This is a genomic window from Ancylobacter dichloromethanicus (genome assembly GCF_018390645.1).
In the GTDB taxonomy this organism is placed as follows: Bacteria; Pseudomonadota; Alphaproteobacteria; order Rhizobiales; family Xanthobacteraceae; genus Ancylobacter; species Ancylobacter dichloromethanicus.
Map to the genome: position 1 here is coordinate 80,269 of NZ_JAHBGC010000017.1, position 25,207 is coordinate 105,475.

Genomic DNA, 25,207 nt, shown 5'->3' on the forward strand with positions numbered 1-25,207 from the left:
CCTCACGCCCGTCCGATCATCCGGCGGATGCGGCGGTCGACCAGACCGGCAAGCAGCAGCGAGCCGAGCGCCAGCACCACCGAGACCAGCGTCAGCCGCAGCGCCATGGCGTCGCCGTCCGGCACATGGGTGGCGCTGTAGATGGCGAGCGGGATGGTGCGGGTCTGTCCCTCGACATTGGAGACGAAGGTGATGGTGGCGCCGAATTCGCCCAGCGCCGAGGCGATGGCGAGCAGGGCGCCGGAAAGGATGCCGGGCAGCATCAGCGGCAGTGTGACCGAGAAGAACACGTCGAGCCTTGAGGCGCCGAGCGTGCGGGCCGCCGTCTCCAGCCCGCGGTCGACCGCCTCCAGCGCGAGGCGGATGGCGTTGACGGTGAGCGGGAAGCTGACCACGGCGGCGGCCACCGTCGCCCCCGCCGTGGTGAAGATGAGCTTTATGCCGAACCAGGCGTCGAGATACTGGCCGATGAAGCCGCGCGCGCCGAGGGTGAGCAGCAGCAGATAGCCGACCACCACCTTGGGCAGCACCAGCGGCAGATAGACCAGGCCGTCGAGCAGGCCCTTGCCGGGAAAGCTCGCCCGGGCCAGCACCCAGGCCGTCAGCACCGCCAGCGGCAGGCTCCAGAAGGTCGCCCAGAACGCCACCTTGAGGCTCAGGGCAACCGCCGTCCATTCCTCGGGGGTGAGCATTCCTGCGGCCCTTTATCGAATATCCTTCGAGGCTCGCGGCGCGAGCGCCTCAGGATGACGTGGTTCTCATGTTCCAGCGCGCGGCGTCATGCCGAGGTGCCTGCCGGAAGGCCGGCCTCGAAGCACGCAGCCGGCCTGCCGGCGCGGTCAAAAGGCGACACTTCACTTCACGGCAAACCCGTATTTCGTGTAGACCTCCCGCGCCTCCGGCCCGGTCAGGAAGTCGAGAAGCGCCCGGGTCGCCGGGTTGTCCTGCCCCTTCACGATCTCGAACGGGTATTCGACCGGCGGATGGCTGCCGGCCGGGAAGGTGGCGACCACCTTCACGTTCCTGGCGATGGCGGCATCGGTCGAATAGACGATGCCCGCCACCGCCTCGCCGCGCTCCACCAGCGCCAGCGCCGCGCGCACGCTCTCGGCGCCGACGATGCGCGGCTTCACCGTGTCCCACGCGCCGAGGCTGGTCAGCGCGGCCTTGGCGTAGATGCCGGCCGGCACGCTATCGGTGAGGCCGGTGGCGATGCGGCCGTCAGCACCGAGGAAGGCCAGCCAGTTGAACGAGGCGTCGATAGTCACGTCCTTCGCGGCGTCCGCCGGCATGATCAGCACCAGGCTGTTGCCGATCGGGGTGACGCGGGTGACCTTCAGCGTCAGGTCCTTGCCCTCGGTGTAATCCATCCACCTGTTGTCGGCGGAGGCGAAGATCGCCGCCGGCGCGCCGGCCTCCAATTGCTTGGCCAGCGCCGAGGATGCGGCGAAGGAGAAGCGCACCGGCCTGCCGGTCTTCTGCTGGTAGAGCTTGCCGATGTCCTGAAAGGCGTTGGTCAGGCTGGCGGCGGCGAACACGGTGGGGGGGTCGCCGGGCGCCTCCCCCGCGCTCAGCGCGCCGGGCGCGACGCTCGCGCCGAGAAAGGCGGCAAGGGCGACGGCCAGAACGGTGGCCGCCGCGAGCGGACGGCGGAAATGGCGACGCAACAGCATGGCACGGCTCCCCGGCACCTATATTCTTCGATATACATGTATCCATCCATATACATGATTGGAGGCGGAATACCAGAGCCCGGATGCCAATGGCCACGCGCCGGCGGCCACGTGCCTTGGCCCGTGCGCGCGCCGAGGAATCGCCCGCCCCGGCGCGGATCGCCACCGCGTGCCGGCGCCCGCGGCGTTCGGCAGTGTCTGCTTTGGAAAAGGCGGCGCGACGGGCGCCGCGGGTTCAGTCGATCATGCCGGTATGGCGCGCCGTCGCGGCGGCCACCTGCTCGGCCGCGCTCAGCAGGTCCATGGCGGGGATGTCGTCCCCGCGACCGGAAGTGACCTGCGGGCCCCGCCGCACGACCCGGCGCCCGGAGCCGTCATCGACCAGCGCGAATTCGTAGATGTGGTGAGCGACACGGTGCATCACGCGCACGGTGGAAGGCGAAAGAGTGACGACGTCGAACTCCGCTTGCAGCATGGTGATCCCCTCCCTTCTGGCCGTCTTGGCGACGGACGAGGCGGCCGCGTGGACGCGGCTCGGTTTGTCGCCCTCCGCCCTGCGGCGGAATGGCCCAGGAACTTTCGTCGAAACCGGACGTTGCCACAATGGCTAATCTGCCAGGAGCGCCGCTTTGCTGCGTCCCGACGACAGGGCCGGCGGCTTTCCTGTGGATTTCCACAACGGACCTGATTTCCACAACGGACCTGCCAGCGGGCAACCGATGGATCAATGCCTCGTGGACCGGCCGGGTCGCGGTCGTCGCGAACCGGGTGTCGCGGTCGGACCACCAGCCGGAGACGCGTTTCAATGAGCCGCACTATGATGCTGATCGTGGCCGCGATCGTCCTTGTGATCGCCGCCTACGCCGCCGTCCGGTATTCCGGGCGAATGACCACCCAGCCGACCGAGAATCCGACGCCACCGGCGGCCAGCGAGCCGGCGGTTCCCCCGGCAGCCGACCCGATCACACCGCCGCCGCCCGCGCCGGAAGCGACTCTGCCGCCACCGAACGACCCTGCGGTACAGCCGGGCACGCCGCCGGCGGAACCGGCTCCCACCGCGCCGGCCGATCCGGCCCCCGAGACGCCCGCGACCCCGGCCCCGGCCGCGCCGTAAGCCTCACGGCTCCCCGCCGCGCTCGCCCGACATGGCGGCGAGCGCGGCCTTGGCGCGCGCGCTGTCCATCACCGCCTGAAGCGGAAGCGACAGCCGGCGCCGCCAGTTCGGCCGCTCCCGGTCGGTGCCGGGAAGGTTGACCGCCACGCTCTCGCCGGCGAGATCGTCGAGCTGCGCCAGCGCCAGCGCCGCATGGGTGCGGGCGACGAAGGCGTGCACCGCCGCCAGCAGCGCCTCGTCGAGCGGCGCATCGGCCGCCGGCAGCGCGGTGATCAGCCCCTGCTTGAGCAGGGCTTCGCCCAGTTGCTCGCGCTCGCGGGCGCGCTCCACCAGCCCGGCCGCGTATCCGGCCGCGTCCTCCAGCCCCAGCGCGTGGCGCTCCTTCAGGTCCGCGCCCTCCCACCAGCCGGCCAGCGTCGGCAGGTCGTGGGTGGAGACGCAGGCCGCCGCCAGCGCCGGGTAGTTCTCCGGCGGCAGGAAAGCCCCCGCCTCCCGCTCGAACCACAGCACGCGATAGGACAGCATGCGCGCGTCGTTGAGCTGGTCGCGCATGCCGAACGGCACGGTGCCGAGATCTTCGCCGACGACAAGGCATCGCGCCCGGTTGCTCTCCAGCGCCACCTGCGCGGCAAGCGCCTCGAACGGCATGGCGAGATAGGCGCCATCGGCCCCGCCGGCACCCTCGGGAATGAGGAACAACCGCCGCAGCCCCATCACATGGTCGATCCTGAGCGCGCCGGCATGGCGCATATTGGCGCGCACCAGCCCGGCATAGCGGGCATAGCCGTCGCGCTGCAGCGCCAGCGGGTCGAAGGGCGGCAGGTTCCAGTTCTGCCCCTCGGGGCCCAGCGGATCCGGCGGCGCGCCGATGGTGACGCCCGGCATCAGCATGTCGGCCTCGGACCAGGCCTCGGCGCCGTCCGGCGTGGTGCCCACGGCGAGGTCGCGGTAGAGGCCGAGCGACAGCCCTGCGGCCCGCGCCTGCTCGGCCGCTCCGGCCAATTGCCGGTCGGTGACCCATTGCTGCCACAGCGCAAAACGCACCTCGGCGGGATGGGCGCGGCCGAACGCCTCCACCGCCGGGCCGGCGGCCTCGCTCAAGCCCTCGGGCCAGTCCCGCCAATGGGTGCGCGGATGCGCGCCGGCGATCGACTGGAACAGCGCGAAGCGCCACAGTGCCTCGCCGCCCTCGGCGGTGAAACGGTCGAAATCCGCGTCCGGCGCCCGCTCGAACCGCGCGAAGGCCGCCCGCAGCGCCGCCTCCTTCGCCTCCCAGACGCGCGCATAGTCGACGCTGGCCGTGCCGGCGACGGCGTCGAACCCCGCCAGATCGTCCCCCAGCGCCGCCACGTCGATATAGATCGGGTCGAGGAAGCGCCGGTCGGAGGGCGAATAGGGGCTGGTGCGTTCTCGGTCGTCGGGGAACAACGCGTGCAGCGGGTTGAGCCCCAGCACCCGGGCGCCGGCCCGCGCGGCGCGCACGCCGAGTTCGCCCAGCGCGGTGAAATCGCCGATGCCCTGATCCGCGGCGTCGCGGCGCAGCGTGTAGAGATGCGTGCCGATGCCGAACAGCCGGCCGCCGCTCGCGATGCCGGGCGGCAGGTAGCACGCCGCCGGGGCAACGGTGAGCCGGCACGCGGCCGCGCCGAGGCGCAGCACGTGCCGGCCCTGCGGCAGTTCCGGCAGCGCGATCGAGCGAAGCGGTGCCAGCCGCCCGTCCGGCCGCTCCACCTGCGAACGCTCGCCCTCCTCCGGCCGGACGGCAAGCCCCATCTCCCGCCCGTCCTCAAGCTGCAGATGCAGGTCGAGCCGACGCGGCGCCTGCGCCGCCTCGCCCGCCAGCGTCAGCAGCGGCGCCGTACCCTCGCGCAGCACGGCGGCGAACGGAATGTCGCGGTCGAAATGCTGGCCGGAAAGCCGCGCGAGGCTGTCGCACACTTCGCCATGGGTGTCGGCTGGCAGGCGCAGCGCGGCGAGCAGCGCGCGCTTGGTGTCGTCGCTCACCTTCTGCGCCTTGCCGTCCGCCGTGAACCACTGGCCGTCAATGCCGGCGGCCGCGGCCAGCTTTTCCAGCAGCTCCGGCGCGGCCGCGCGGCGCGGCGCTGTCGGCAGCGCTTCCTCGACAAGGATCAGCACCGAACGCGCGGCCACCTCGGTCGCGTCGCCCCCGGCGCTCTCCGGCTGCGCGCTATCGGCGCCCACGCGCCAGACGAAGCCGTCACGCGGCACCGGCAGAACCAGCGCCTGCGCCGCGTCCGAAGCGTTGAGCGCCACCGCCACACGGTCGGCCGCCTCCCCGTCCCGCGCCGGCGCGTAGAACACCGCCACCAGCGCGCGGGTGGCGCCATCGTCCCAGCGCACCGTGCCGCCGGAAGGGGCGCGCCACTCGACATCGGCGATGCCGCTGCCGTCCGTCGGCCGCCCGGTCAGCGGCGCCTCGCCGCGCAGCGCCCGATGGGCGAGCCGCAGCTTCACCAGCCGGGCGGTGAAATCGGCGAGTTCCGCATCGGTCTTCGACCAGTCGAGCCAGGCGAGTTCGTTGTCCTGCGCATAGGCATTGTTGTTGCCGGCCTGGGAGCGGCCACACTCGTCGCCCATGGTCAGCATCGGCGTGCCGCGCGCCGCCAGCAGCGTCGCCAGCAGCGCCCGCACGTCGCCGCGCCGGGCGGCATTGATGGCGGGATCGTCGGTCCAGCCCTCGACACCGTGGTTCCAGCTCACATTGTTGTCGGTGCCGTCGCGATTGTGTTCGCCGTTGGCGTCGTTGTGCTTGGCCGAGAAGGTGACCAGATCGGCCAGGGTGAAGCCGTCATGGGCGGTGACGAAGTTGATGCCGCGCGAGAGCGGCCGGTTGCGCCCGGCGAAGATGTCGGACGAACCGGCCAGCCGCGTCGCCAGCTCGCCCACCACGCCGGCATCGCCGCGCCAGAAATGCCGCGCGGTGTCGCGGAAACGGTCGTTCCACTCGCCCCAGCCCGGCGGGAACCGCCCGACCTGGTAGCCGCCCAGGCCGATGTCCCAGGGCTCGGCGATCAGCGCGAGGTCGCGCAATGCCGGGTCCTGCTGCATCGCCGCGAGGAACGGCGCCTCCGGGTCGAACCCCTCCGGCCGGCGGCCCAGCGTGGCGGCGAGGTCGAAGCGGAAACCGTCCAGCCCGCAGGCCGCCCAGCGCCGCAGCGCGTCCATGGCGAGCCGCAGCACCGGCGCCCGCTCCAGCGCCAGCGTGTTGCCGGTGCCGGCATCGTTGACGAGGCGCGAGGGGTCGTCGCTGGCGTGGCGGTAATAGGTCGCGTTGTCGAGTCCGCGCAGGCTGAGCGTCGGGCCGAGCGCGTCGCTCTCGCCGGAATGGTTCAGCACCACGTCCAGCACCACCGCGATGCCCGCCGCGTGCAGCGTGGCGATGGTGCGGGCGATCTCCTCGAAGCCGCCAGGGGCGAGGCGCGGGTCGGGGGCGCCGAACACCACCGGGTTGTAGCCCCAGTAATTGGTCAGCCCCAGCGGCGGCAGGTGGCGCTCGTCGATCCACGCCATGGCCGGCATCAGCTCGACCGTGGTGACGCCGAGCCGCACCAGATGGTCCAGCGCGGCGGGCTGCGCCAGCGCCGCGAAGGTGCCGCGCAGCGCGGGCGGTATCGCCTCGTGGCGCATGGTGAAGCCGCGCACATGCAGCTCATAGACCACCTGCCGCTCCCAGCGGAACGGCGCGGGCACGAGGCCCGGCGTCGGGCCGGACACCGGCGCGACAATGGCCTTGGGCATGGCGAAGGCGCTGTCGGCCTCGTCGCGCGGCGCCCCGCCGGCGCGGGTGTCGAACATCGCCGGGTCGAGCTTGAACGGCCGGTCGAGCCGGCTGGCATGGGGGTCGACCAGCAGCTTGGCCGGGTTGAACCGATGGCCTTCCCCCGGCGCCCACGGCCCCGCCGCGCGCAGCCCGTAGCGGGCCCCCGCCGGCACGCCGGATATGTGGCCGTGGAACACGTCGCCGGTGCGCTCGGGCAGCGCCAGGCGGGCGATTTCCGTCTCGCCGGCGGCGTCGAACAGGCAGAACTCGATGCGGCTGGCATGGGCGGAGAAAACCGCAACGTTGACGCCGCGCGCATCGGTGCTGGCGCCCAGCGGCTCCGGGCTTCCGGACGAAACGGTGAAGTCGCTCACCCGGCACGCTCCGCCGCAAGCGTGCGGAACAGCCCGTCATACTGGCGCGCCGCACGCTCCCAGGACACGTCGGTCGCCATGGCGTTGCGCTGCAGCTTCTGCCACAGCGCCTTGTCCTGCCACAGCCCGGCCACCCGCTTGAGCGCGAGCTGCAGCGCCGGCGTGGTGACCGGGGAGAACTGCACGCCGGTGCCGACCCCGGCGGTGCGCGCCATCTCGTTGACGTCGATCACCGTGTCGGCGAGCCCGCCCACCCGCGCCACCAGCGGCAGCGCGCCATAGCGCAGCGCGGAAAGCTGGGTGAGGCCGCAGGGCTCGAAGCGCGAGGGCACGATCAGCGCATCGGCGCCGGCCTGGATACGGTGCGCCACCCCCTCGTTATAGCCGAGCTGCACGCCGATGCGGCCGGGATGGGTGTGCGCCGCGAGGGCGAAGCGCCCGGCAAGGTCGGCATCGCCGGCGCCGAGCAGCACCAGTTGCGCGCCGAGGCCGAGCAGCGTGTCGAGGCTGTCGGCCAACAGGTCCAGCCCCTTCTGCCAGGACAGCCGGCTCACCACGCCGAACAGCAGCGCCTCCGGGTCGGCATCGAGCCCGAAAGCCTGCTTCAGCGCCACCTTGTTGGCCGCGCGCGCCTTCAGCGTCTTCGCGTCGAAGGGCTGGGCGATCAGCGGGTCGGTGGCCGGGTTCCAGCCCACGTCGTCGAGGCCGTTGAGAATGCCGGCCAGCACATGGCTGCGGGCGCTCAGCAGCCCGTCGAGCCCCATGCCGGCCTCGGGCAGCAGGATTTCGCCGGCATAGCCCGGGGAAACGGTGGTGATGCGGTCGGCCAGCTGGAGACCGGCCTTGAGATAGCCGACCATGCCGTAATATTCGACGCCGTGCAGCCCGAAGGCGTGCGGCGGCAGGCCGAGCATGCCGAACTCATGGGCGGGAAACTGCCCCTGGAAGGCGATGTTGTGGATGGTCATCACCGTGCCGGGCCGCCGCGTGCCGGCATAGTGCAGATAGGCTGGGGCGAGGCCGGCCTGCCAGTCATGGGCATGGACGATGTCCGGCACGAAGCCCGCCAGCAGTCCGAGGCCGACCCCGGAGGCCACCGCGCCCAGCGCCGCGAAGCGCCGCGCATTGTCGTCCCAGTCCACCCCTCCGGGGCCCATATAGGGTCCGCCGGGGCGGTCATAGAGATGGGGCGCGTCGATGACGAACAGGTCGAGCCCGCTCGCCTTGCCGGCCAGCAGCGTCGCCGGCCCGCCGAACAGATCGTCGAAGCGGTGCACTGCCTCGCCCTCGCCGAGCGCCGCCATCACCGCGGGATAGCCGGGAACCAGGGTGCGCACCTCGACGCCGTGCCGCGCCAGCGCCGCCGGCAGCGCGCCGGCCACGTCGGCGAGCCCGCCGGTCTTCACCAGCGGAAAGACTTCCGAGACGACGGAAAGAACCTTGAACGATGACACGCCGATCCCGAGCCCCGCCTTGAACGCCTGAAGCCTAAACCGACAGCTTGTCGATCATCGTCTGGGTGATGAGGCAGATGCCCTTTTCCGTCCGCCGGAAGCGCTTGGCATCCAGTTCCGGGTCCTCGCCGACGACCAGCCCTTCGGGAATCCGCACATGCGAATCGATCACCACATTCTTCAGCCGCGCCGAGCGGCCGATCTCGACATAAGGCAGGATGACACCGTTCTCGATCGAGCCATAGGAATTGATGCGCACCCCGGTGAACAGCAGCGCCCGGCGCAGCGACGAACCCGAGATGATGCAGCCGCCCGACACCAGCGAGGAGATCGCCTGCCCGCGCCGGCCCTCGTCGTCATGCACGAACTTGGCCGGCGGGGTGATCTCGGCATAGGTCCAGATCGGCCAGTCGCGGTCGTAGAGATCGAGTTCCGGGACGACGCCGGTGAGGTCGATATTGGCCTCCCAATAGGCGTCAACCGTGCCGACATCGCGCCAGTAGGGCGCCGTCTCCTGGTCGGAACGCACGCAGGAGCGCGAGAAATGATGCGCCGAGGCGGTGCCGTTCTTGACGATGTAGGGGATGAGGTCCTTGCCGAAATCATGCATCGACAGCGGGTCGGCGGCGTCGCGGCGCAGCTGGTCGATCAGGAACTTGGTCTCGAACACATAGATGCCCATCGAGGCCAGCGCCTTGTCCGGCCGGCCGGGCATGGCGGGCGGGTCCTTCGGCTTCTCCAGGAAGGAGATGATGCGGTCCTGCTCATCGACATGCATCACGCCGAAGGCGCTGGCTTCCTCGCGCGGTACTTCGAGGCAGCCCACCGTCACGTCGGCCCCGGTGTCGACGTGCTGCTGAAGCATGATTTCGTAATCCTGCTTGTACACGTGGTCGCCGGCCAGGATGATGATATGGCGCGTATCATAGGCCTCGATGATGTCGAGGTTCTGATAGACCGCGTCCGCCGTTCCCAGATACCACATGGTCTCGGACACGCGCTGGCTGGCCGGGAGCACGTCGAAGCTCTCATTGCGCTCGTGACGCAGGAAGTTCCAGCCGCGCTGCATGTGCCGGATCAGGCTGTGCGCCTGGTACTGGGTGGCGACGCCGATGCGGCGGATGCCGGAATTGATGGCGTTGGACAGTGTGAAGTCGATGATCCGCGACTTGCCGCCGAAATAGACCGCCGGCTTGGCCCGGCGATCGGTCAGCTCCATCAGGCGGCTGCCTCGGCCACCGGCAAGGACATAGGCCATCGCCGAGCGGGCCAGGGGGGCATTCGGTAGCGTTGGCCGTGCCATGTCGCGTCGTCTCCCTCAGTCGCTAGATTTGATCCGGTCGTCGCCTTCGGCGGGGCGCATTTCCGGTTCCCATTTGAAATAGAGCGTGGCCAGCGGCGGCAACGTCACCGGCGCGCTGGCGGGCAGCCCGTGCGAGGGCTCGTCGACAGCCGTCACCCCACCAAGATTACCCATCCCCGAGCCACCATAAAGGTCGGCGTCGGTGTTCACGATCTCGCGCCAGCGGCCGGCGCGCGGCAGGCCGAGGCGGTAGCCCGGCCGCGGCACCGGGGTGAGATTGGCCACCATCACCACCGGCGCGTCGTCCGCGTCGCCGAAGCGGGCCCAGGCGAAGACCGATTGCTGGCTGTCATCCACCACGATCCAGCGGAAGCCGTCCGGCTCGCAATCGTGCTTGTGGAGCGCGGGCGCGTCGCGATAGGTCAGGTTGAGGTCGCGGACCAGCAACTGCATGCCGCTGTGATGCGGACCCATGCCGACGAGATGCCAGTCGAGCGAGCGCTCCTCGCTCCATTCGCGGCGCTGGGCGAATTCCTGCCCCATGAACAGCAGCTTCTTGCCGGGATAGGCCCACATGACCGCGTAATAGGCGCGCATGGTGGCGAAGCGCTGCCAGTCGTCGCCCGGCATGCGGGTGAGGATGGTGCCCTTTCCGTGCACCACCTCGTCATGCGACAGCGGCAGCACGAAATTCTCGGAGAAGGCGTAGGTGATGCCGAAGGTGACCTTGTTGTGGTGCCAGGGGCGGTAGACCGGGTCGACCGACATGTAGTCGAGCGTGTCGTGCATCCAGCCCATGTTCCACTTGAAGCCGAAGCCCAGCCCGCCGGCGAACACCGGCTGCGAGACCCCGGCCCACGAGGTCGATTCCTCGGCGATCACCACCGTACCGGGATGCTCGGCATAGATGATCTCGTTGGCACGCTGGAGGAAAGCGACGGCGTCCTTGTTGTCGTTGGAGCCGTCCGGATTGGCGGACCACTCCCCGTGTTTGCGTGAGTAATCGAGATAGAGCATCGACGCCACCGCATCCACGCGCAGCCCGTCGACATGGAAGCGGTCGAGCCAGTAGAGCGCGTTGGCGATCAGCATATTGGCGACCTCGCGGCGGCCGAAATCGTAGATCGCCGTGTTCCAGTCGGGGTGGAAGCCGCGCTGCGGGTCGGAATGCTCGTAGAGCGGGCCGCCGTCGAAATGCGCCAGCCCATGAATGTCGGTGGGGAAATGCGCCGGCACCCAGTCGAGGATCACCGACAGCCCCGCCCGGTGCGCTGTGTCGACGAAGCGGGCGAAGCCGGCCGGGTCGCCGAAGCGGCTGGTCGGCGCGAACAGCCCGATCGGCTGGTAGCCCCAGGAGGCGTCCAGCGGGTGCTCGGAGACCGGCAGCAGTTCCAGATGGGTGAAGCCCATCCACTGCGCATAGGGGATGAGCTGGTCGGCGAGTTCGTCATAGGTGAGGAAGCGGTTATCCTCGCCGCGCCGCCAGGAGCCGAGATGCACCTCATAGGTGCTCATCGGCTTGCGCCGGGCCTCGCCGGTGGCGCGGGCGGCGATATGGTCGGCGTCGTGCCACTCGAAATTGCCGGTGCGCGCCACTACCGAGCCGGTGGCCGGGCGAAACTCGCCCTTGAACCCGAACGGGTCGGCCTTGAGCGGCAGCAGCCGGCCATCGGCGGCGACGATCTCGTATTTGTAGATCGCCCCCTCGCCCACGCCCGGCGCGAAAATCTCCCACAGCCCGCTGTCGACGCGCTTGCGCATCTGGTGGCGGCGCCCATCCCACTGGTTGAAGTCGCCGACCACCGACACCCGCGCGGCGTTCGGCGCCCACACCGCGAAGCGCACGCCCTCGATCCCCTCATGGGAATCCGGGTGCGCGCCCAGCCGCTCGTAGAGCGTGCGATGGGTGCCCTCGACCAGCAAATGGTCGTCGAGCGGGCCCAGCACCGGCGGGAAGGAATAGGGATCGTCCAGCAGCCATTCGCCGCCGTCATTGCGGGCGCGCAGCCGATAGCGCGCCCAGGCGGGGCGTCCGGGCACCAGCCCCTCGAAGAAGCCGGCCGCGTTCCGGCGCTCCAGCGCGACGATCGGCGCCCCGTCCGGCTCGATCGCCTCCAGAACCTCAGCATGCGGCACGAAGGCGCGCAGGACCAGCCCCTGCGGCGATTCATGCGGGCCCAGCAACGAGAAAGGGTCGTGATGGCGGCCTGCGACGAGAGCGTCGACCTCCCGTCCGGGTGCCTGCCATACCTGCATCACTGCCAACCCTTCCTGAGCCGAAACACTGGGAACAAGCCCCGCGCGCAGTGAAGGTTCCTCTACCGCCAACACAAAGTCCACACGTGGCAGCCGCAAGATGCGGCATCAGGTTAATGGCGGCCGCCGACGAAGTGGCCGGCGAGACCGCCGGCCACGACATCGAACCGCCCGCCGAGGTCAGCGGATGGTCCGCACCGGGACGTTCCAGATGTCCTTGGCGTATTCCGAGATGGTCCGGTCGGAGGAGAACCAGCCCATGTTCGCGGTGTTGATGATGCTCGACTGCCACCAGGCACGGCGGTCGTTCCAGCGCGCGTCGACCTTGCGCTGGGCGTCCCAGTAGGCATCGAAATCGGTCGTCACCAGGAAGTAGTCGTGGTGGCGCAGCGCGTCGACCAGCGGCCGGAAACGGTCCGGCTCGTCGGGCGAGAACACGCCGGAGCCGACCGCGTCCAGCACCTCGCCAAGATGCTGCGAGTTGCGGATCGAGCCGGTCTCGTCGACGCCGGCGATGCGGCGCTGCTCGACCTCGTCGGCGGTGAGGCCGAAGATGAAGATGTTGTCGTCGCCGACCTGATCCTTGATCTCGACATTGGCGCCGTCGAGCGTGCCGATGGTGAGCGCGCCGTTGAGCGCCATCTTCATGTTGCCGGTGCCGGAGGCCTCCATGCCGGCGGTGGAGATCTGCTCCGACAGGTCCGCCGCCGGGATCACCACCTCGGCGAGGCTGACATTGTAGTTGGGCAGGAACACCACCTTCAGCAGCTCGCGCACGGTCGGGTCGTCATTGACCACCCGGGCCACGTCGTTGGCCAGCTTGATGATCAGCTTGGCCATCTGGTAGCTCGCCGCCGCCTTGCCGGAGAAGATCTTCACCCGCGGCGCCCAGTTCTTGGCCGGGTTGGCGCGCATCGCGTCGTAGAGCGCGATGGTCTCCAGCACATTCAGCAACTGCCGCTTATATTCGTGGATGCGCTTGATCTGCACGTCGAACAGCGCGCCCGGATTGACCTTGATGTCGAGCCGGTCGCGGATCAGGCGCGCCAGCGCCACCTTGTTCTGCCGGCGCATCGCCATGAAGCGGTCCTGCAGCGCGGAATCGCCCGCCATGGCTTCGAGCTTGGTGAGTTGGGAGGCATCGTCCAGCACGCCCGGCCCGCAGGTGTCGACCAGCAGGTTGGTGAGGCCCGGATTGGCCTGGTAGAGCCAGCGGCGGAAGGTGATGCCGTTGGTCTTGTTGTTCATCCGCTCGGGGAACAGGCGGTAGAAGTCCTTGAACACCGTCGTCTTCATCAGTTCGCTGTGCAGCGCCGCGACGCCGTTGACGGAATGCGAGCCGAGGAAGGCGAGATTGCCCATGCGCACCCGGCGGCCGTGATCCTCCTGGATCAGCGACACCGAGCCGAGCAGCGCGTCGTCGCCGGGGAAGGCGGCGCGCACCTTTTCCAGATGCTTGGCGTTGAGCTGGTAGATGATCTGCATGTGGCGCGGCAGCACCCGCTCCATCAGCGGCACCGGCCAGGTCTCCAGCGCCTCCGGCAGCAGCGTGTGGTTGGTGTAGGAGATGGTCCGCACCGTGATGTCGAACGCCTCGTCCCATTCGATGTCGCTCTCGTCGACCAGCACCCGCATCAGTTCGGCCACGGCGATGGCGGGGTGGGTGTCGTTGAGCTGGATCGCCACCTTGTCGGGCAGCGAGCGCACGTCGCCGAAGCTGTCCACGTGGCGGCGGATCAGGTCGTGCAGCGAGGCGGCGGTGAAGAAATATTCCTGCCGCAGCCGCAACTCCTGCCCCGCCGGGGTAGCGTCGGAGGGGTAGAGCACCTTGGAGATCGCCTCGGCCTTCACCTGGTTGACCAGCGCGCCGACATGGTCGCCCTGGTTGAAGGCGTCGAGCCGGATCGGGTCGGCGGCGCGGGCCGACCACAGCCGCAGCGTGTTCACATGCTGGCCGCGCCAGCCGACGATCGGCGTGTCGTAGGCGACCGCCTCCACCGTCTCGGCCGGGTGCCAGACCTGCTTCTTGCGGTCGCCGCCGATGGCGATCGCCTCCACCGAGCCGCCGAAGCCGATGTCGTAATAGACCTCGGGACGCTCGAACTCCCACGGGTTGCCGAAGGACAGCCAGTCCTCGGGATATTCCTGCTGCCAGCCATTCTTGATCATCTGGCGGAACAGGCCGTTCTCGTAGCGGATGCCGTAGCCATAGGCGGCGATGGAGAGCGTCGCCATGCTGTCCATGAAGCAGGCGGCGAGCCGGCCGAGGCCGCCATTGCCCAGCGCCGCGTCCGGCTCGACCTGGCGCAGCCGGTCGAGATCGACGCCGAGATCGCCGAGCGCCGAGCGCGCGGTCTCCAGCATCTCGATATTGGTCAGCGCGTCGAACAGCAGCCGGCCGATGAGGAATTCCAGCGAGAGGTAGTAGACCCGCTTGCGGCCTTCCGAATAGGTCTGGCGGGTCGAGGTGATCCAGCGGTCGACGATGCGGTCGCGGGTGGCGAAGGCGGTGGCGAGGAACCAGTCGCGATCGCTCGCGGCCGCCGGGTTCTTGCCCACCGCATAGGTGAGCTTGGAGATCACCGCCGCACGGAACTTGGCGACCTCGTCGCCCTGCGCGGCAGAAGTCGGGCGGGCCTGTGTCTCCGGCGTGTCCAGCATTTTGTCTTCGACCTCGAGTGACATGTGCAGCTTTGCTCCCGTCGCGGCTGGCCTCCGCCCCTGTGAGGCGCCAGGCACCGCTTGTTCGTTTCACCCGTGCCGGATGCAACCTTTTGGCCAAGTTTACTGGCCACGTTTAATGGCCACGTTTAATGGCCACGTTCAGCCGGCGCGGGTTTCCCGTTCGAAGGCGGCCAGGGCGAGCACCAGCCATCCGAGAATCAGCATAGTCCCGCCCGCCGGCGCGGCCATAGGAAAAAGAACGATGTTCCAGAGCGCCCGCGCCGCCAGCGTACCGCTGAACAGCACGGTCCCCAGCGTGATGATCCCGGCCCCCACGGTGGCGAAGGACCAGCCTGGCCCGCGCGCCGCCGCCAGCGCGCAGCCGCCGGTCACCGCCGCAGCGCCGAGCATGAGAAAGCTGGCCGCGGTGGCGAGGTTGGGGTCGGCGCTCACATGCGCCCCCGCCGCGGCGGCCGCCACGCCGGCCGCGCCCATCAGGCCGGCCAGAAAGACGAGAAGGCGGCGAAAGGCGTTCATGTGTCTGCTCCGATAGGTTGGCCGTCCGTGGCGATGACGTGGAAGAAGGTTCCCGAGACCCGTCCCCGGCGGCTGCCGGCAGGCCCCATCCCCTTGCCCTGGCCATCGCTCAGTTCGACCAGCGGCGCATCGTCGCCGGCTTGTGTGACGCTGGCATAATGGAATTCGTGGCCGCGCAGCCTTGTCCCCGCCGGGCCCAGCGGCGAGGCCATCAGCGTCACCGCGCGGCGATAGCCGAGATTGAGCCGGCGCCGGGCGAAGCTGGTGGCGTGGCCGAGCAGGCCCAGCATGGGATGGACGCCGCCCTCGGCATCCTCGATCGACCCACCGAGCACCATGAAGCCCCCGCATTCGCCATGCACCGGCCGGGTCTGCGCGAATCCGCGCACGCCGTCGAGGAAGCGTGTGGCGCCGGCAAGCGTTCCGCCATGCAGTTCCGGGTAGCCGCCCGGCAGCCAGCAGGCGTCCGCCGTCGGGTCGGGCGCCTCGTTGGCGAGCGGCGAGAACGGCAGGATTTCCGCCCCCGCCCGCCGCCAGCCGGCGACAAGGTGCTCATAGGCGAAGGAAAAGGCGACGTCGCGGGCCAGCGCGATGCGCTGCCCGGGCGGGGCCAGTGCCACCGGCGCCGGACCGGCCGGCTGGATCGGCACGCCCAGCGCGGCGAGCGCGTCGAGGTCGATATGCCGCGCCGCCCGCTCCGCCAGCGCGGCAAGCTGCGCGGCCAGCGCCGGGTGCTCGCCCGCCTGCACCAGGCCGAGATGCCGCTCCGGCAGGCTCACCGCCCCGTCGCGCGGCAGGCTGCCCAATATCTGGATACCAAGAGCGGCGATGGCGGCGCCGGCCTGCGCCCGGTGCCGCTCGCTGGCGACCTGGTTGAGGACTACCCCGGCGATCCGCACCCGCGGGTCGTGGGTGGCGAAGCCGCGCACCACCGCCGCGGCCGATTGCGACTGGCCGGAAATGTCGAGCACCAGCACCACCGGCAGGCCGAGCCGGGCGGCGAGGTCCGCCGCCGCGCCGCTGCGCCCGGCCTCGCCCTCGATGCCGTCGAACAGGCCCATCGACGCCTCGATGAGCACGATATCGGCCTGCGCCCCCGCCTCCGCCGCCAGCGCGTCGATGAGCGCGGGCGGCATGGCGAAGCTGTCGAGGTTCAGCCCCGGCCGGCCGGTGGCGGCGGCGTGGAAGGCGGGGTCGATATAGTCCGGCCCCGACTTCACCGCCCGCACCCGCACGCCCCGCGCCCTCAGCGCGGCGGCGACGCCGAGCGTCACCGTGGTCTTGCCCGAGCCCGAGCGGGAGGCGGCGATGATGAAGCCACGGGCGGTCATGGGCGACGCCCGGCATTGGCATCCTTCGAGGCTCGCTGCGCTCGCGCCTCAGGATGACGGCGATCAGAAAGAGCGCCGTCATCCTGAGGTGCTCGGGCTATGCCCGAGCCTCGAAGGATGGTCATCTGGCTCCCCCTCATTCCCGCCCCCGGAAACGCCGCTGATAGGCGGCGTCATAGAGCGCGCTCTCGCGAAAATCCTCCGGCGCCAGCGCCCGCCCGACCAGAATCAGCGCCATGCGCTCCACCGGCTCGGCCGCCACCTTCGCTACGATGTCGCCCAGCGTGCCGGCGATCACCTGCTCGGTGGGCCGCGTCGCCTCCACCACCACCGCGACGGGACAATCCGCGCCGTAGAGCGGCGCCAGCTCCGCCGCCACCGGCTCCAGCGCGTGGATGGCGAGATGGATCGCGAGCGTCGCCCCGGTGGCGCCGAAGGCGGCCAGCGTCTCCCCTGCCGGCATCGCCGAGGCGCGGCCGGAAACGCGGGTGATGACGAGGCTCTGCGCCAGCCCCGGCACGGTGAATTCCCGCCCCAGCACCGCGCTCGCCGCCGCGAAGGCCGGCACGCCGGGGGTGAACGTGTAGGCGATGCCGTGCTTCGCCAGCCGCCGCACCTGCTCGGCCACCGCCGAATAGATCGAGAGATCGCCCGACTGCAGCCGCGCCACGTCGCGCCCGGCCGCCTGCGCCGCCACAAATTCCGCCTCGATCTCGTCAAGCGAGAGCGGCGCGGTATCGACGATGCGCGCGCCTTCCGGGCACCAGCCCAGCATTTCCGGCGGCACGATGGAGCCGGCATAGAGGCACACCGGGCAACGCGCGATGAGGTCGCGCCCGCGCAGCGTCATCAAATCCGCCGCGCCGGGCCCGGCGCCGATGAAATGCACGGTCACGCTGTTTCCATCCCTTTCGATGTCTCCTGCCCTTTTTCCGCCTCGCGGGCGAAGGCGCAGGTCACCGGCCCCAGCACGAAGCGCGGGCCGATCAGCGCCGAGCGCCGGCCGGCCACCGCCAGCGCCGAGGTCTCGGCGACGGAAGGCACGCCCATCAGCGCCACCACGCGCTCGGAATGGGTGACGGCGCGCGCGCCCGCCGCCTCAAGCTGCTTGTGCGGCACCATCACCAGCAGCAGGCCGAGATCGAGCGCCGCCTTCATGATGCCGGCCTCGCCGCCCTTGGCCGCCGGGGTGGCCATCAGCGAGATATCGCACAATTTCACGCCGTGGCGCTCCATCGCCGCGCGCATGGCGGCGCAGACCTCCTCGGCGGTCACGCCGCGACGGCTGCCGATGCCAGCCACGATCATGAAGCCCCCCCCGGCTTGCTCCAGCTCCATTGCGTGACCGGCATCGCCGGCCGCCAGCCGGTGAGCCCGCCGACCGGCATCGCGCGGGCGACGGAAAGGCGGACCAACTCGCCGCCCAGCGCGCCGTGGCGGGCGATCAGCAGCGCCTCGGTCTCCAGCGTCACCGCGTTGACCACCAGCCGGCCGCCGGGCTTGAGCGCATTGAGCGCGACGTCCAGCACGCCGGGCTCGCTCGCCCCGCCGCCGATGAAGATCGCGTCCGGCGTGGGCAACCCAGCCAGCGCCTCGGGCGCCCGCCCCTCGACGATCTCCAGCCCCGGCACCCCGAGCGCGCCCGCATTGCGCCGCGCCCGCGCCGCCCGCTCAGGGCGTTCCTCGATGCCGATGGCGGTCAGCGAGGGGTCAGCCAGCATCCACTCGATGCCGACCGAGCCGGCGCCGGCGCCGATGTCCCACAGCAATTCCCCCCGGCGGGGGCCGAGCGCGGAGAGCGTCACCGCACGAATTTCGCGCTTGGTGAGCTGGCCGTCATGCTCGAACAGCTCGTCCGGCAGCCCCGGCGCCCGGGCAAGGAGGCGCGCGCCCTCCCCCGCCGCGACCTCGATGGCGAGAAGGTTCAGCGGGTCGATACCGTCCAGCGCGAAACCCTCGGCCCGCGCCGTTCGCAGCCTCTCGCGCGGGCCGCCCAGCGCCTCCAGCACGGTGAGCCTGGAATGGCCGAAGCCGCTCCCGGCCAGCCGCGCGGCGATCTCGCCCGGCCCGGCGCCATCGGAGGTTAGCAGCAGCAGCCGGCGGCCGGGGTGCAGATGCGCCCGCACCAGGTCGAGCGAACGGCCATGCACGGTAAGGCACGTCACCTCCGCCAGCGGCCAGCCGAGCCGGGCGCAGGCGAGGCTGAAGGCGGAGGGGGCGGGAAACACGAGCATCTCCGCCGCCGGCACATGGCGCGCCAGCGTGGCGCCGACGCCATGCAGGAACGGATCGCCAGAAGCGAGCACGCAGACGGGCCGCCCGCGCCGCGCCAGCACTTCCTCGATGCCGCGCGCGAACGGGCTCGGCCACGGATGCGCCCCGCCCCGCACCGCCGCGCCGGCCAGCGCCAGATGGCGCGCCCCGCCGAACACGCATTCGGCCGCCTCCACCGCCGCCCGCGCGGCCGGCGACAGGCCGGCGAGCCCATCCTCGCCAATGCCGACGATGCTCAGCCAGCGCCCGTCGCCGGGAACGTTCGGCTCGTCGGTTGACGGCTGCGGCGCGATGGTTTCACTGCCCTGCATGAACGCATCCGAAAACGGCCGGGAGGCCGGCGCCCCGCGCCTGCTCATCCTCGGCGGCACCCAGGAGGCCCGCGAACTCGCGGCGGCCCTCGCCGCGCGCGGAACATATGCCGTCAGCCTGTCCCTTGCCGGGCGCACGCGCAACCCGCTGCCGATGGACGCCCCCACCCGTTCGGGCGGTTTCGGCGGCGCCAACGGCCTCGCCGCCTATCTCACGACCGAGCGCATCGACGCGCTGGTCGACGCCACCCACCCCTTCGCCGCCGCCATGTCGCGCAACGCCGCCGAGGCCGCGCGCCGGGCCGGCGTGCCGCTGCTCGCCCTGACGCGGCCTGCCTGGGAAAAGCGGCCCGGCGATATCTGGACCGAGGCCGCCGACATTCCCGACGCGGTGCGAAAGCTCGGCCCGGCCCCGCGCCGGGTGCTGGTGGCGCTCGGCCGCAACGAGGTGCGCGCGCTGGAGGCCGCCCCGCGGCACGCCTATCTCGTGCGCAGCATCGATCCGGTGGAACCGCCGCTCGATGTGCCGGACGCCCGCTATATCGAGGCGCGCGGCCCCTTCGCGCGGGACGACGAGCGCGCGTTGCTGCTCGCCCACCGCATCGACGCCGTCCTCTCCAAGAACAGCGGCGGGACGGCGACCTATGGCAAGATCGACGCCGCCCGCGCCCTCGGCATCGAGGTGGTGATGGTCGCCCGCCCGGCCCGACCCGAGGTCGAGACGGTGGAAAGCGTCGCGCAGGTGCTCGGCTGGCTGGAGCGCCTGCCCCATCATTCGTCCCCGGCGTGGCGCGGCGTGTAGACCAGCGCCGGCAGGCCCGGCCGCTCCACCAGCCGCGTCTCCGGCGAGCCGACGATGATGCAGGTCGCCATGTCCGCCATGTGGCCGCGCGCATGGGCCAGCGGCACCACCCGCATCCGCTCGTCCGGCCGCCCCACCGCGCGGCCGAAGATGACCGGCACGCCCGCCGGCAGTTCCGCGCGCAATATCTCGAAGGCGGTGTCGAGTTGGTGCGGGCGCGCCTTCGACACCGGGTTGTAGAACGCCATGGCGAAGCCGGCCTGGGCGGCGAGCCGCAGCCGCTTCTCGATCACCTCCCAGGGCTTGAGATTGTCGGAGAGCGAGATGGCGCAAAAATCGTGGCCCAGCGGCGCGCCGCATTTCGCCGCCACCGCCAGCATCGCGGTGATGCCCGGCACGATGACGAGGTCGAGCGCCCGCCATTCCGGCGCGCCGGCCTCGATCGCCTCGATCACCGCCGCCGCCATGGCGAACACGCCGGGGTCGCCGCCCGAGACCATCGCCACCTGCGCGCCGGCGGCCGCGTGCGCCAGCGCCGCGCCGGCGCGGACCAGTTCCTCCCGGTTGTCGGAGGGGTGGCGCGCCTGCCCCTCGCGCGCCGGCACCCGCTCCAGATAGGGCTGGTAGCCATAGAGCGCCTCGGCCCGGCTGAGCGCGTCGCTGGCCTCCGGGGTGAGAAAGCGCGCCTCGCCCGGCCCGAGGCCGACGATGAACAGTTTGCCCTTGCTCATCCGCGTGTCTCCCAGCCCGGCACCAGCACGATGGCGAAATAGGGCGCGGGGCCGTCCCCGCGCGTCTCCAGCCTTTCGCACAGGCTGCCCGCCATGGTGCCGCGCTCGACATAGAGCGCCCGCTCCAGCCGTCCGGCGTCCGCCAGCGCGCGGCGGATCTTCGGCAGGTTGCGCCCCACCTTCATGATCACCGCCGCGTCGGTGCCGGCGAGCCGGCACGCCAGTTCGGCCTCATCGAGGGTACCCGGCAGCACGCTCAGCACGTCGTCGCCCTGCGCAATCGGGGCGCCGGCCTGCGACCAGCAGCCGGACATGCCGGTGACGCCGGCAATGACCTCGGTGGGGTAGCGATGGGCGAGCCGCACATGCAGGTGCATATAGGAGCCGTAAAACAGCGGATCGCCCTCTGAGAGCACGGCGACGCTGCGCCCGGCGTCGAGATGCGCCGCCACCGTCCGCGCCGCCTCCTCGTAGAAACAGGTGATGGCACTGCGATAGGGCGCCTCGTCCTTCGGCATCTCGGTGGTCACGGGGTAGCCGAGCGGCAGTTCCTGCGCCCCGGCGCGGAAATGGGCGTGGGCGATGGCGCGGGCATGGCTGCCATTGCCGAGCTTGGCGAAATAGGCGACCACGTCGGCTTGGCCGAGCGCCCGCACCGCCTTCAGCGTCATCAGTTCAGGGTCGCCCGGCCCGACGCCGACGCCGATCAGCCTTCCGTGGACAACACTCATAATCCCGGCCTCGCCAGCGCATTCACCGCCGCCGCCACCATGGCGCTGCCGCCCAGCCGGCCGCGCACCACCAGCCAGGGCACGCCATGCTCGCCCGAGGCGAGCGCGTCCTTGGATTCCGCCGCGCCGACGAAGCCGACCGGTATGCCGAGAATGGCGGCGGGCCTGGGCGCGCCGGCGTCGAGCATTTCCATGAGGCGGAACAGCGCGGTGGGCGCGTTGCCGATGGCGATGACCGCGCCTTCCATATGGTCGCGCCACAATTCCAGCGCGGCGGCCGAGCGGGTGGTGGCGAGCCGCTCCGCCATCCCGGGCACGGCGGGCTCGCGAAGGGTGCAGATCACCTCGTTATTGGCCGGCAGGCGGGCGCGGGTGACCCCATGCGCCACCATCTGCGCGTCGCACAGGATCGGCGCCCCGGCGTTCAGCGCGTTGCGGGCGGCGCGCACCAGATCGGGCGCGAAGTCGATGGCGAAGGCGGCCTCGACCAGCCCGCAGGCATGGATCATCCGCACCGCGACATCCGCCTCCTCAGGCGTGAAGCGGCCGAGATCGGCCTCCTCGCGGATGATGGCGAAGGAGCGCTCATAGATCGCATTGCCGTCGCGCTCATAGTCGAACGGGGTGGACACTCAGGCCAGGTCCTTCATCAACGTCTCGTCCTTCTGCAACAGGTCCTGCACCGCCTCGCGCAGCCGCGTGGCCGGCACGAGGCGCGCGGGCACATCGCGCGGCGTGCCTTCGACCACGAGACCCGCCCCTTCGTCCAGCCCCACGATGGTCAGCGCCGCCTTTGCGGGGTGGGCGCAGCCCTTCGGGCAGCCCGAGACATGCAGGTCGCGGCCTTCCAGCAGCGGCGCCAGCGTCGCCGCCAGCGCATGGGTGTCGATCCGCGCCGCGGCGCAGGCCGGCTGCCCGGCGCAGGCATGGACGCGCCGGCGCGGGTCGGCCGGATCGATGATGAAGCCGAGCGAGGCGGCTTCCACCTTCAGGCCGGCGGCAGCCTCGGGGGTGAGCCCGACCAGAAGCAAAGCCCGCCCTGCCGCCGGCTCGGCATGACGGGCGCCCGCTTCTGCCGCCGCATCGGCCAGCCTTGCCAGCGTCGCCGCCGTGACCTGCCCGAATTCGAGGCCGACGCCGAGGGCGAAAGTGCCTTGCAAGAGCGCATGCCGCCCCACCGGATCGACGCCCTCGTCGCGTGCCGGGACGGGCGCGGCGAGGCCGAAACGGCGGCGCAGGGGCTCGATGCCCTCCCCGGCCAGCAGTTCCGGCATGCGGGCAGCATTGCCGCGGGCAACAAGGCTTTCGAGCAGCGCCAGCACCACATCGCCCGTCGCCTGCGCACTCGCCTCGCCGAGCGGGACGCCGGCCAGCGTGATCCGAACCCGTCCCCCGGCGCCCGCGCCCACCGCGATATCCGCCTTCAGCCCGCCGAGCCGCAACAGCCCGCCGCCATCGACGACCACCGAGGCTTTCGGTGCGAGGCGCGGCACGAGGCCGGCGGCACCATCGGAAATCGCCCGCGCCAGCGGGCGCGGGTCGAAGTGCGCCGTCGGATCAAGCCCCGCCAGCGCACCGACCTCCACCGGAAAGCCCTGCGGCACGTCGATGCCAAGCGCCGCCACCGCTTCCGGCAGGCGCGGCGCGGTGCCCGGCGTCAGCCCGCGCAATTGCAGCTTGCCGCGCGCGGTGACCTCGACAATGCCGTTGCCAAGCTCGGCGGCGAGCCGCGCCAGCCCGGCGATCTGGTCGAGCGTCAGGGGGGCGAGCGGCTGCAGCCGCGCCAGCAGCCCGTCGCCGGTCGGCATCGGTTCCGGCAGGCTCGGGCAGGCGCCACGCCGCATTGCCACCACGGTCGAGAAAGCACGCGCCCTCATTCCGCCGCCTCCCCTGCGAGACTGGCAAGATCAGCGCCCACATCGTTGCGCCGCGGGTGCCAGAGCCCCCTCATCCGCGCGCCGTCGAAGCGGGCGGCGACGAAGCGCGCCGCTTCGGGCGAGGCCGCCAGCAGGAAGTCCCGCACCCTGATATCGCCGGCATAGGCGGCGTGCAGCGCGTCGATCAGATGGCCGGGCACGGCGCGGGTCGCCTCGGCAAAGCCGATCAGCCGGTCCACCGTCTCAGCGATTTCCGCCGCCCCGCGCGGCCCGTGACGCAGGAGCCCATCAATATAGCGCGGGCTGGTGCGTCCCCGCACGATCCGGGCCAGCGCCGTGGCGAGCGGGCGGGCGACCGGGCGGGCCGGGTCGGACGTGTCGAGCACCACGAGGTCCGGCGCGCGCCCCAGAAGCGCCGCCGCCGCCGCGAAGCCACCGATAAAGGCGAGGTCGGCGTCGCCCTCCAGCAGGTCGCGGCCGGGATCATCCGCGCCGTGCACGAGTAGATCCGCCGCCGCCACCCGCGCGGTGAAGCCGTCCGCCGGCCGCGCCTGCCCTTCCGCGCCGCCATAGGCGTGCGAGGCGCTGGCGAGATAGGCCGCGCCCAAGGCTACCCGGTCGAATTCCCCCTCCCGCGCCTCCAGCCCGGCGCCATAGGCCCCCGGGGCGGTGCCGAAGATGCGCGCGGCGCCCTCGCCGGCCGCGCGCAGCGGGTTTTCCTCCTCGCTCTCCTCGCGCCGCGCCACCGCACGCAGGGCGGCGTCGAGGAGCGCGATCTGGGCCGGAAACAGGTCGCGGAACAGGCCGGAAATGCGGAAGGTCACGTCGACGCGCGGGCGCCCCAACGCGGCCGGCGGCAGCACCTCGATGCCGGTGACGCGACCCGATCCCGGGTCCCACACCGGCCGCGCGCCGATCAGCGCCAGCCCCTGGGCGATCTCCTCGCCGCCGGTGCGCAGCGTGGCGCTGCCCCACAGGTCGAGCACCAGCGCGCGCGGCCAGTCGCCATGCGCCTGCGCATAGGCGCGCAGGATTTCATCGGCGGCGAGCCGGCCGAGGTCCATCGCGGTCCGTGTGGGCAGCGCGCGGGGATCGCTGGCGAACAGGTTGCGCCCCGTGGGCATCACATCGGTGCACCCGCGCCCCGGCGCGCCGGCCGGGCCCGCCGCGACGCGCCGCCCGTCCAGCGCGGCCAGCAGCCCGTCGCGCTCGGCCTCCCCGCACGCGCCACGGCCATAGACATGGAACCCGTCCTTGAGCCGCATCTCCTTGATGTCGCACAGAAAGGCGTCGATCTGCTTCAGCGCCTCATCCGGCTCGGCATCGGTGGCGAGCCCGGCGTCGCGGGCGAGCCCGGTGCGCGTCGCCTCCTCGACAATCAGCCGGGCGAGACGCTCGCGCCGGCGGCGGTCGAGCCCGTCGGCCTCAGCATATTCATCCACCAGCCGCTCCAGCTCGGCGGCCTCGCCGGCAAGCCCGGCCTCAAGCGTCGGCGGCGGCAGATGGCCGAGCGTCACCGCCGCAATCCGCCGCTTGGCCTGCGCCGCCTCGCCGGGATTGGAGACGATGAACGGATAGGCCACCGGCAGGGCGCCGAGCAGCAACTCGGGGAAGCAGGCGCGCGTGAGCGCCACATGCTTGCCCGGCAGCCATTCCAGCGTGCCGTGCGCGCCCATATGCACCAGCGCATCGGCGCTGTCCTGCAACCACAGGCCAAAGGCGAGAAGCGCGTGGCGCGGCGGCAGCGCCGGGTCGTGATACTGCGCCCGGCGGTCGGCGCGATCGCCGCGATCCGGCGCCAGCGCCACGGTGACATGGCCGAAGCGCCGCGCGCGGAAACGGAACGCGCCGTCGACAAGCTGCGGGTCGTCCTCCGGCGCGCCCCAGGCGGCCTCGACGGCGGCGACCGCCTCGGGCGGCAGGTCGGCGAGGCGGGCGCGATAGGCGGCGAGGTCCAGAACGCCGTCATCCTGAGGCGCCCGGCTGACGCCGGG

19 protein-coding genes and 1 pseudogene (1 of these 20 cut by a window edge) are annotated in these 25,207 nt (G+C 71.3%); 2 read left to right on the plus strand and 18 right to left on the minus strand.

The annotated features are described in order from the left end of the window. Positions 1-2: 2 nt before the first annotated feature. The 3 genes from modB to KHC23_RS07985 all read right to left on the minus strand — a co-directional run bounded on the left by modB (position 3) and on the right by KHC23_RS07985 (position 2,148). Positions 3-692 carry a molybdate ABC transporter permease subunit gene (modB, locus tag KHC23_RS07975; protein ID WP_213371233.1) on the minus strand — a complete coding sequence of 230 codons (690 nt, stop codon included), beginning with the start codon at positions 690-692 and terminating at the stop codon, positions 3-5. Between the two features lie 162 nt (positions 693-854). Next, complete coding sequence (gene modA / locus KHC23_RS07980; protein ID WP_213371235.1) at positions 855-1,673, minus strand: molybdate ABC transporter substrate-binding protein; 819 nt, start codon at positions 1,671-1,673, stop codon at positions 855-857. Between the two features lie 235 nt (positions 1,674-1,908). Further along, a complete protein-coding gene (locus KHC23_RS07985) occupies positions 1,909-2,148 on the minus strand; it encodes a hypothetical protein (RefSeq protein ID WP_213371237.1) in 240 nt (79 codons plus the stop codon). Between the two features lie 342 nt (positions 2,149-2,490). On the opposite strand from KHC23_RS07985, the gene KHC23_RS07990 reads away from it, so the two are divergent. Next, on the plus strand, positions 2,491-2,787 hold the full coding sequence (locus tag KHC23_RS07990; RefSeq protein WP_246544421.1) for a hypothetical protein: 297 nt from the start codon (positions 2,491-2,493) through the stop codon (positions 2,785-2,787). A gap of 3 nt (positions 2,788-2,790) precedes the next feature. Here the strand turns inward: KHC23_RS07990 and glgX are convergent, their stop codons facing one another. From glgX to cbiE, 10 genes are all read right to left on the minus strand, one after another. Beyond that, positions 2,791-6,942, minus strand: coding sequence for a glycogen debranching protein GlgX (gene glgX / locus KHC23_RS07995; protein WP_213371241.1), 4,152 nt, complete (start codon positions 6,940-6,942; stop codon positions 2,791-2,793). Continuing rightward, positions 6,939-8,396, minus strand: coding sequence for a glycogen synthase GlgA (gene glgA, locus KHC23_RS08000; RefSeq protein ID WP_213371243.1), 1,458 nt, complete (start codon positions 8,394-8,396; stop codon positions 6,939-6,941). Before glgA ends, glgX begins: the two co-directional genes overlap by 4 nt. 34 nt (positions 8,397-8,430) lie before the next feature. Further along, entirely contained in the window at positions 8,431-9,699 is a 1,269-nt protein-coding gene (glgC, locus tag KHC23_RS08005) for a glucose-1-phosphate adenylyltransferase (RefSeq protein WP_213371245.1), read from the minus strand. A 15-nt stretch (positions 9,700-9,714) separates the two neighbouring features. Next, positions 9,715-11,955 (minus strand): 1,4-alpha-glucan branching protein GlgB, encoded by a 2,241-nt coding sequence (glgB, locus tag KHC23_RS08010; RefSeq protein WP_213371247.1) that lies wholly within the window; start codon positions 11,953-11,955, stop codon positions 9,715-9,717. A 180-nt stretch (positions 11,956-12,135) separates the two neighbouring features. After that, positions 12,136-14,640: a glycogen/starch/alpha-glucan phosphorylase gene (locus KHC23_RS08015; RefSeq protein WP_213371249.1), complete on the minus strand. Its 2,505-nt coding sequence runs from the start codon at positions 14,638-14,640 to the stop codon at positions 12,136-12,138. Positions 14,641-14,778: 138 nt separating this feature from the next. Continuing rightward, positions 14,779-15,156 carry a DUF423 domain-containing protein gene (locus KHC23_RS08020; RefSeq protein WP_213371251.1) on the minus strand — a complete coding sequence of 126 codons (378 nt, stop codon included), beginning with the start codon at positions 15,154-15,156 and terminating at the stop codon, positions 14,779-14,781. Continuing rightward, positions 15,153-16,487: a cobyrinic acid a,c-diamide synthase CobB gene (locus KHC23_RS08025; RefSeq protein ID WP_213371253.1), complete on the minus strand. Its 1,335-nt coding sequence runs from the start codon at positions 16,485-16,487 to the stop codon at positions 15,153-15,155. Before KHC23_RS08025 ends, KHC23_RS08020 begins: the two co-directional genes overlap by 4 nt. A gap of 136 nt (positions 16,488-16,623) precedes the next feature. Further along, positions 16,624-17,382, minus strand: coding sequence for a precorrin-4 C(11)-methyltransferase (cobM, locus tag KHC23_RS08030; RefSeq protein ID WP_213371255.1), 759 nt, complete (start codon positions 17,380-17,382; stop codon positions 16,624-16,626). Then, entirely contained in the window at positions 17,379-17,795 is a 417-nt protein-coding gene (locus KHC23_RS08035) for a cobalamin biosynthesis protein (protein ID WP_213371257.1), read from the minus strand. Before KHC23_RS08035 ends, cobM begins: the two co-directional genes overlap by 4 nt. Beyond that, the gene (cbiE, locus tag KHC23_RS08040) at positions 17,792-19,072 is read right to left on the minus strand and encodes a precorrin-6y C5,15-methyltransferase (decarboxylating) subunit CbiE (RefSeq protein WP_213371259.1); all 1,281 of its coding nucleotides are present in this window, start codon (positions 19,070-19,072) and stop codon (positions 17,792-17,794) included. The genes KHC23_RS08035 and cbiE overlap by 4 nt, the downstream gene beginning before the upstream one ends. On the opposite strand from cbiE, the gene KHC23_RS08045 reads away from it, so the two are divergent. Beyond that, positions 19,071-19,874, plus strand: a complete 804-nt coding sequence (locus KHC23_RS08045) for a cobalt-precorrin-6A reductase (protein WP_213371261.1) — start codon at positions 19,071-19,073, stop codon at positions 19,872-19,874. The two genes, cbiE and KHC23_RS08045, sit on opposite strands and share 2 nt — an antisense overlap. Here KHC23_RS08045 and KHC23_RS08050 read toward each other — a convergent pair. From KHC23_RS08050 to cobN, 5 genes and pseudogenes are all read right to left on the minus strand, one after another. Then, positions 19,844-20,605, minus strand: a complete 762-nt coding sequence (locus KHC23_RS08050; RefSeq protein WP_213371263.1) for a precorrin-3B C(17)-methyltransferase — start codon at positions 20,603-20,605, stop codon at positions 19,844-19,846. The two genes, KHC23_RS08045 and KHC23_RS08050, sit on opposite strands and share 31 nt — an antisense overlap. Next, positions 20,602-21,336 (minus strand): precorrin-2 C(20)-methyltransferase, encoded by a 735-nt coding sequence (locus tag KHC23_RS08055; RefSeq protein WP_213371264.1) that lies wholly within the window; start codon positions 21,334-21,336, stop codon positions 20,602-20,604. The genes KHC23_RS08050 and KHC23_RS08055 overlap by 4 nt, the downstream gene beginning before the upstream one ends. Then, the gene (locus KHC23_RS08060; protein WP_213371266.1) at positions 21,333-21,968 is read right to left on the minus strand and encodes a precorrin-8X methylmutase; all 636 of its coding nucleotides are present in this window, start codon (positions 21,966-21,968) and stop codon (positions 21,333-21,335) included. The genes KHC23_RS08055 and KHC23_RS08060 overlap by 4 nt, the downstream gene beginning before the upstream one ends. After that, entirely contained in the window at positions 21,969-23,213 is a 1,245-nt protein-coding gene (gene cobG / locus KHC23_RS08065) for a precorrin-3B synthase (RefSeq protein WP_213371268.1), read from the minus strand. It abuts the gene before it with no gap. Next, a pseudogene (gene cobN / locus KHC23_RS08070) lies at positions 23,210-25,207 on the minus strand (cobaltochelatase subunit CobN) (it continues 1,319 nt past the right edge of the window). The gene cobG and the pseudogene cobN overlap by 4 nt, the downstream one beginning before the upstream one ends.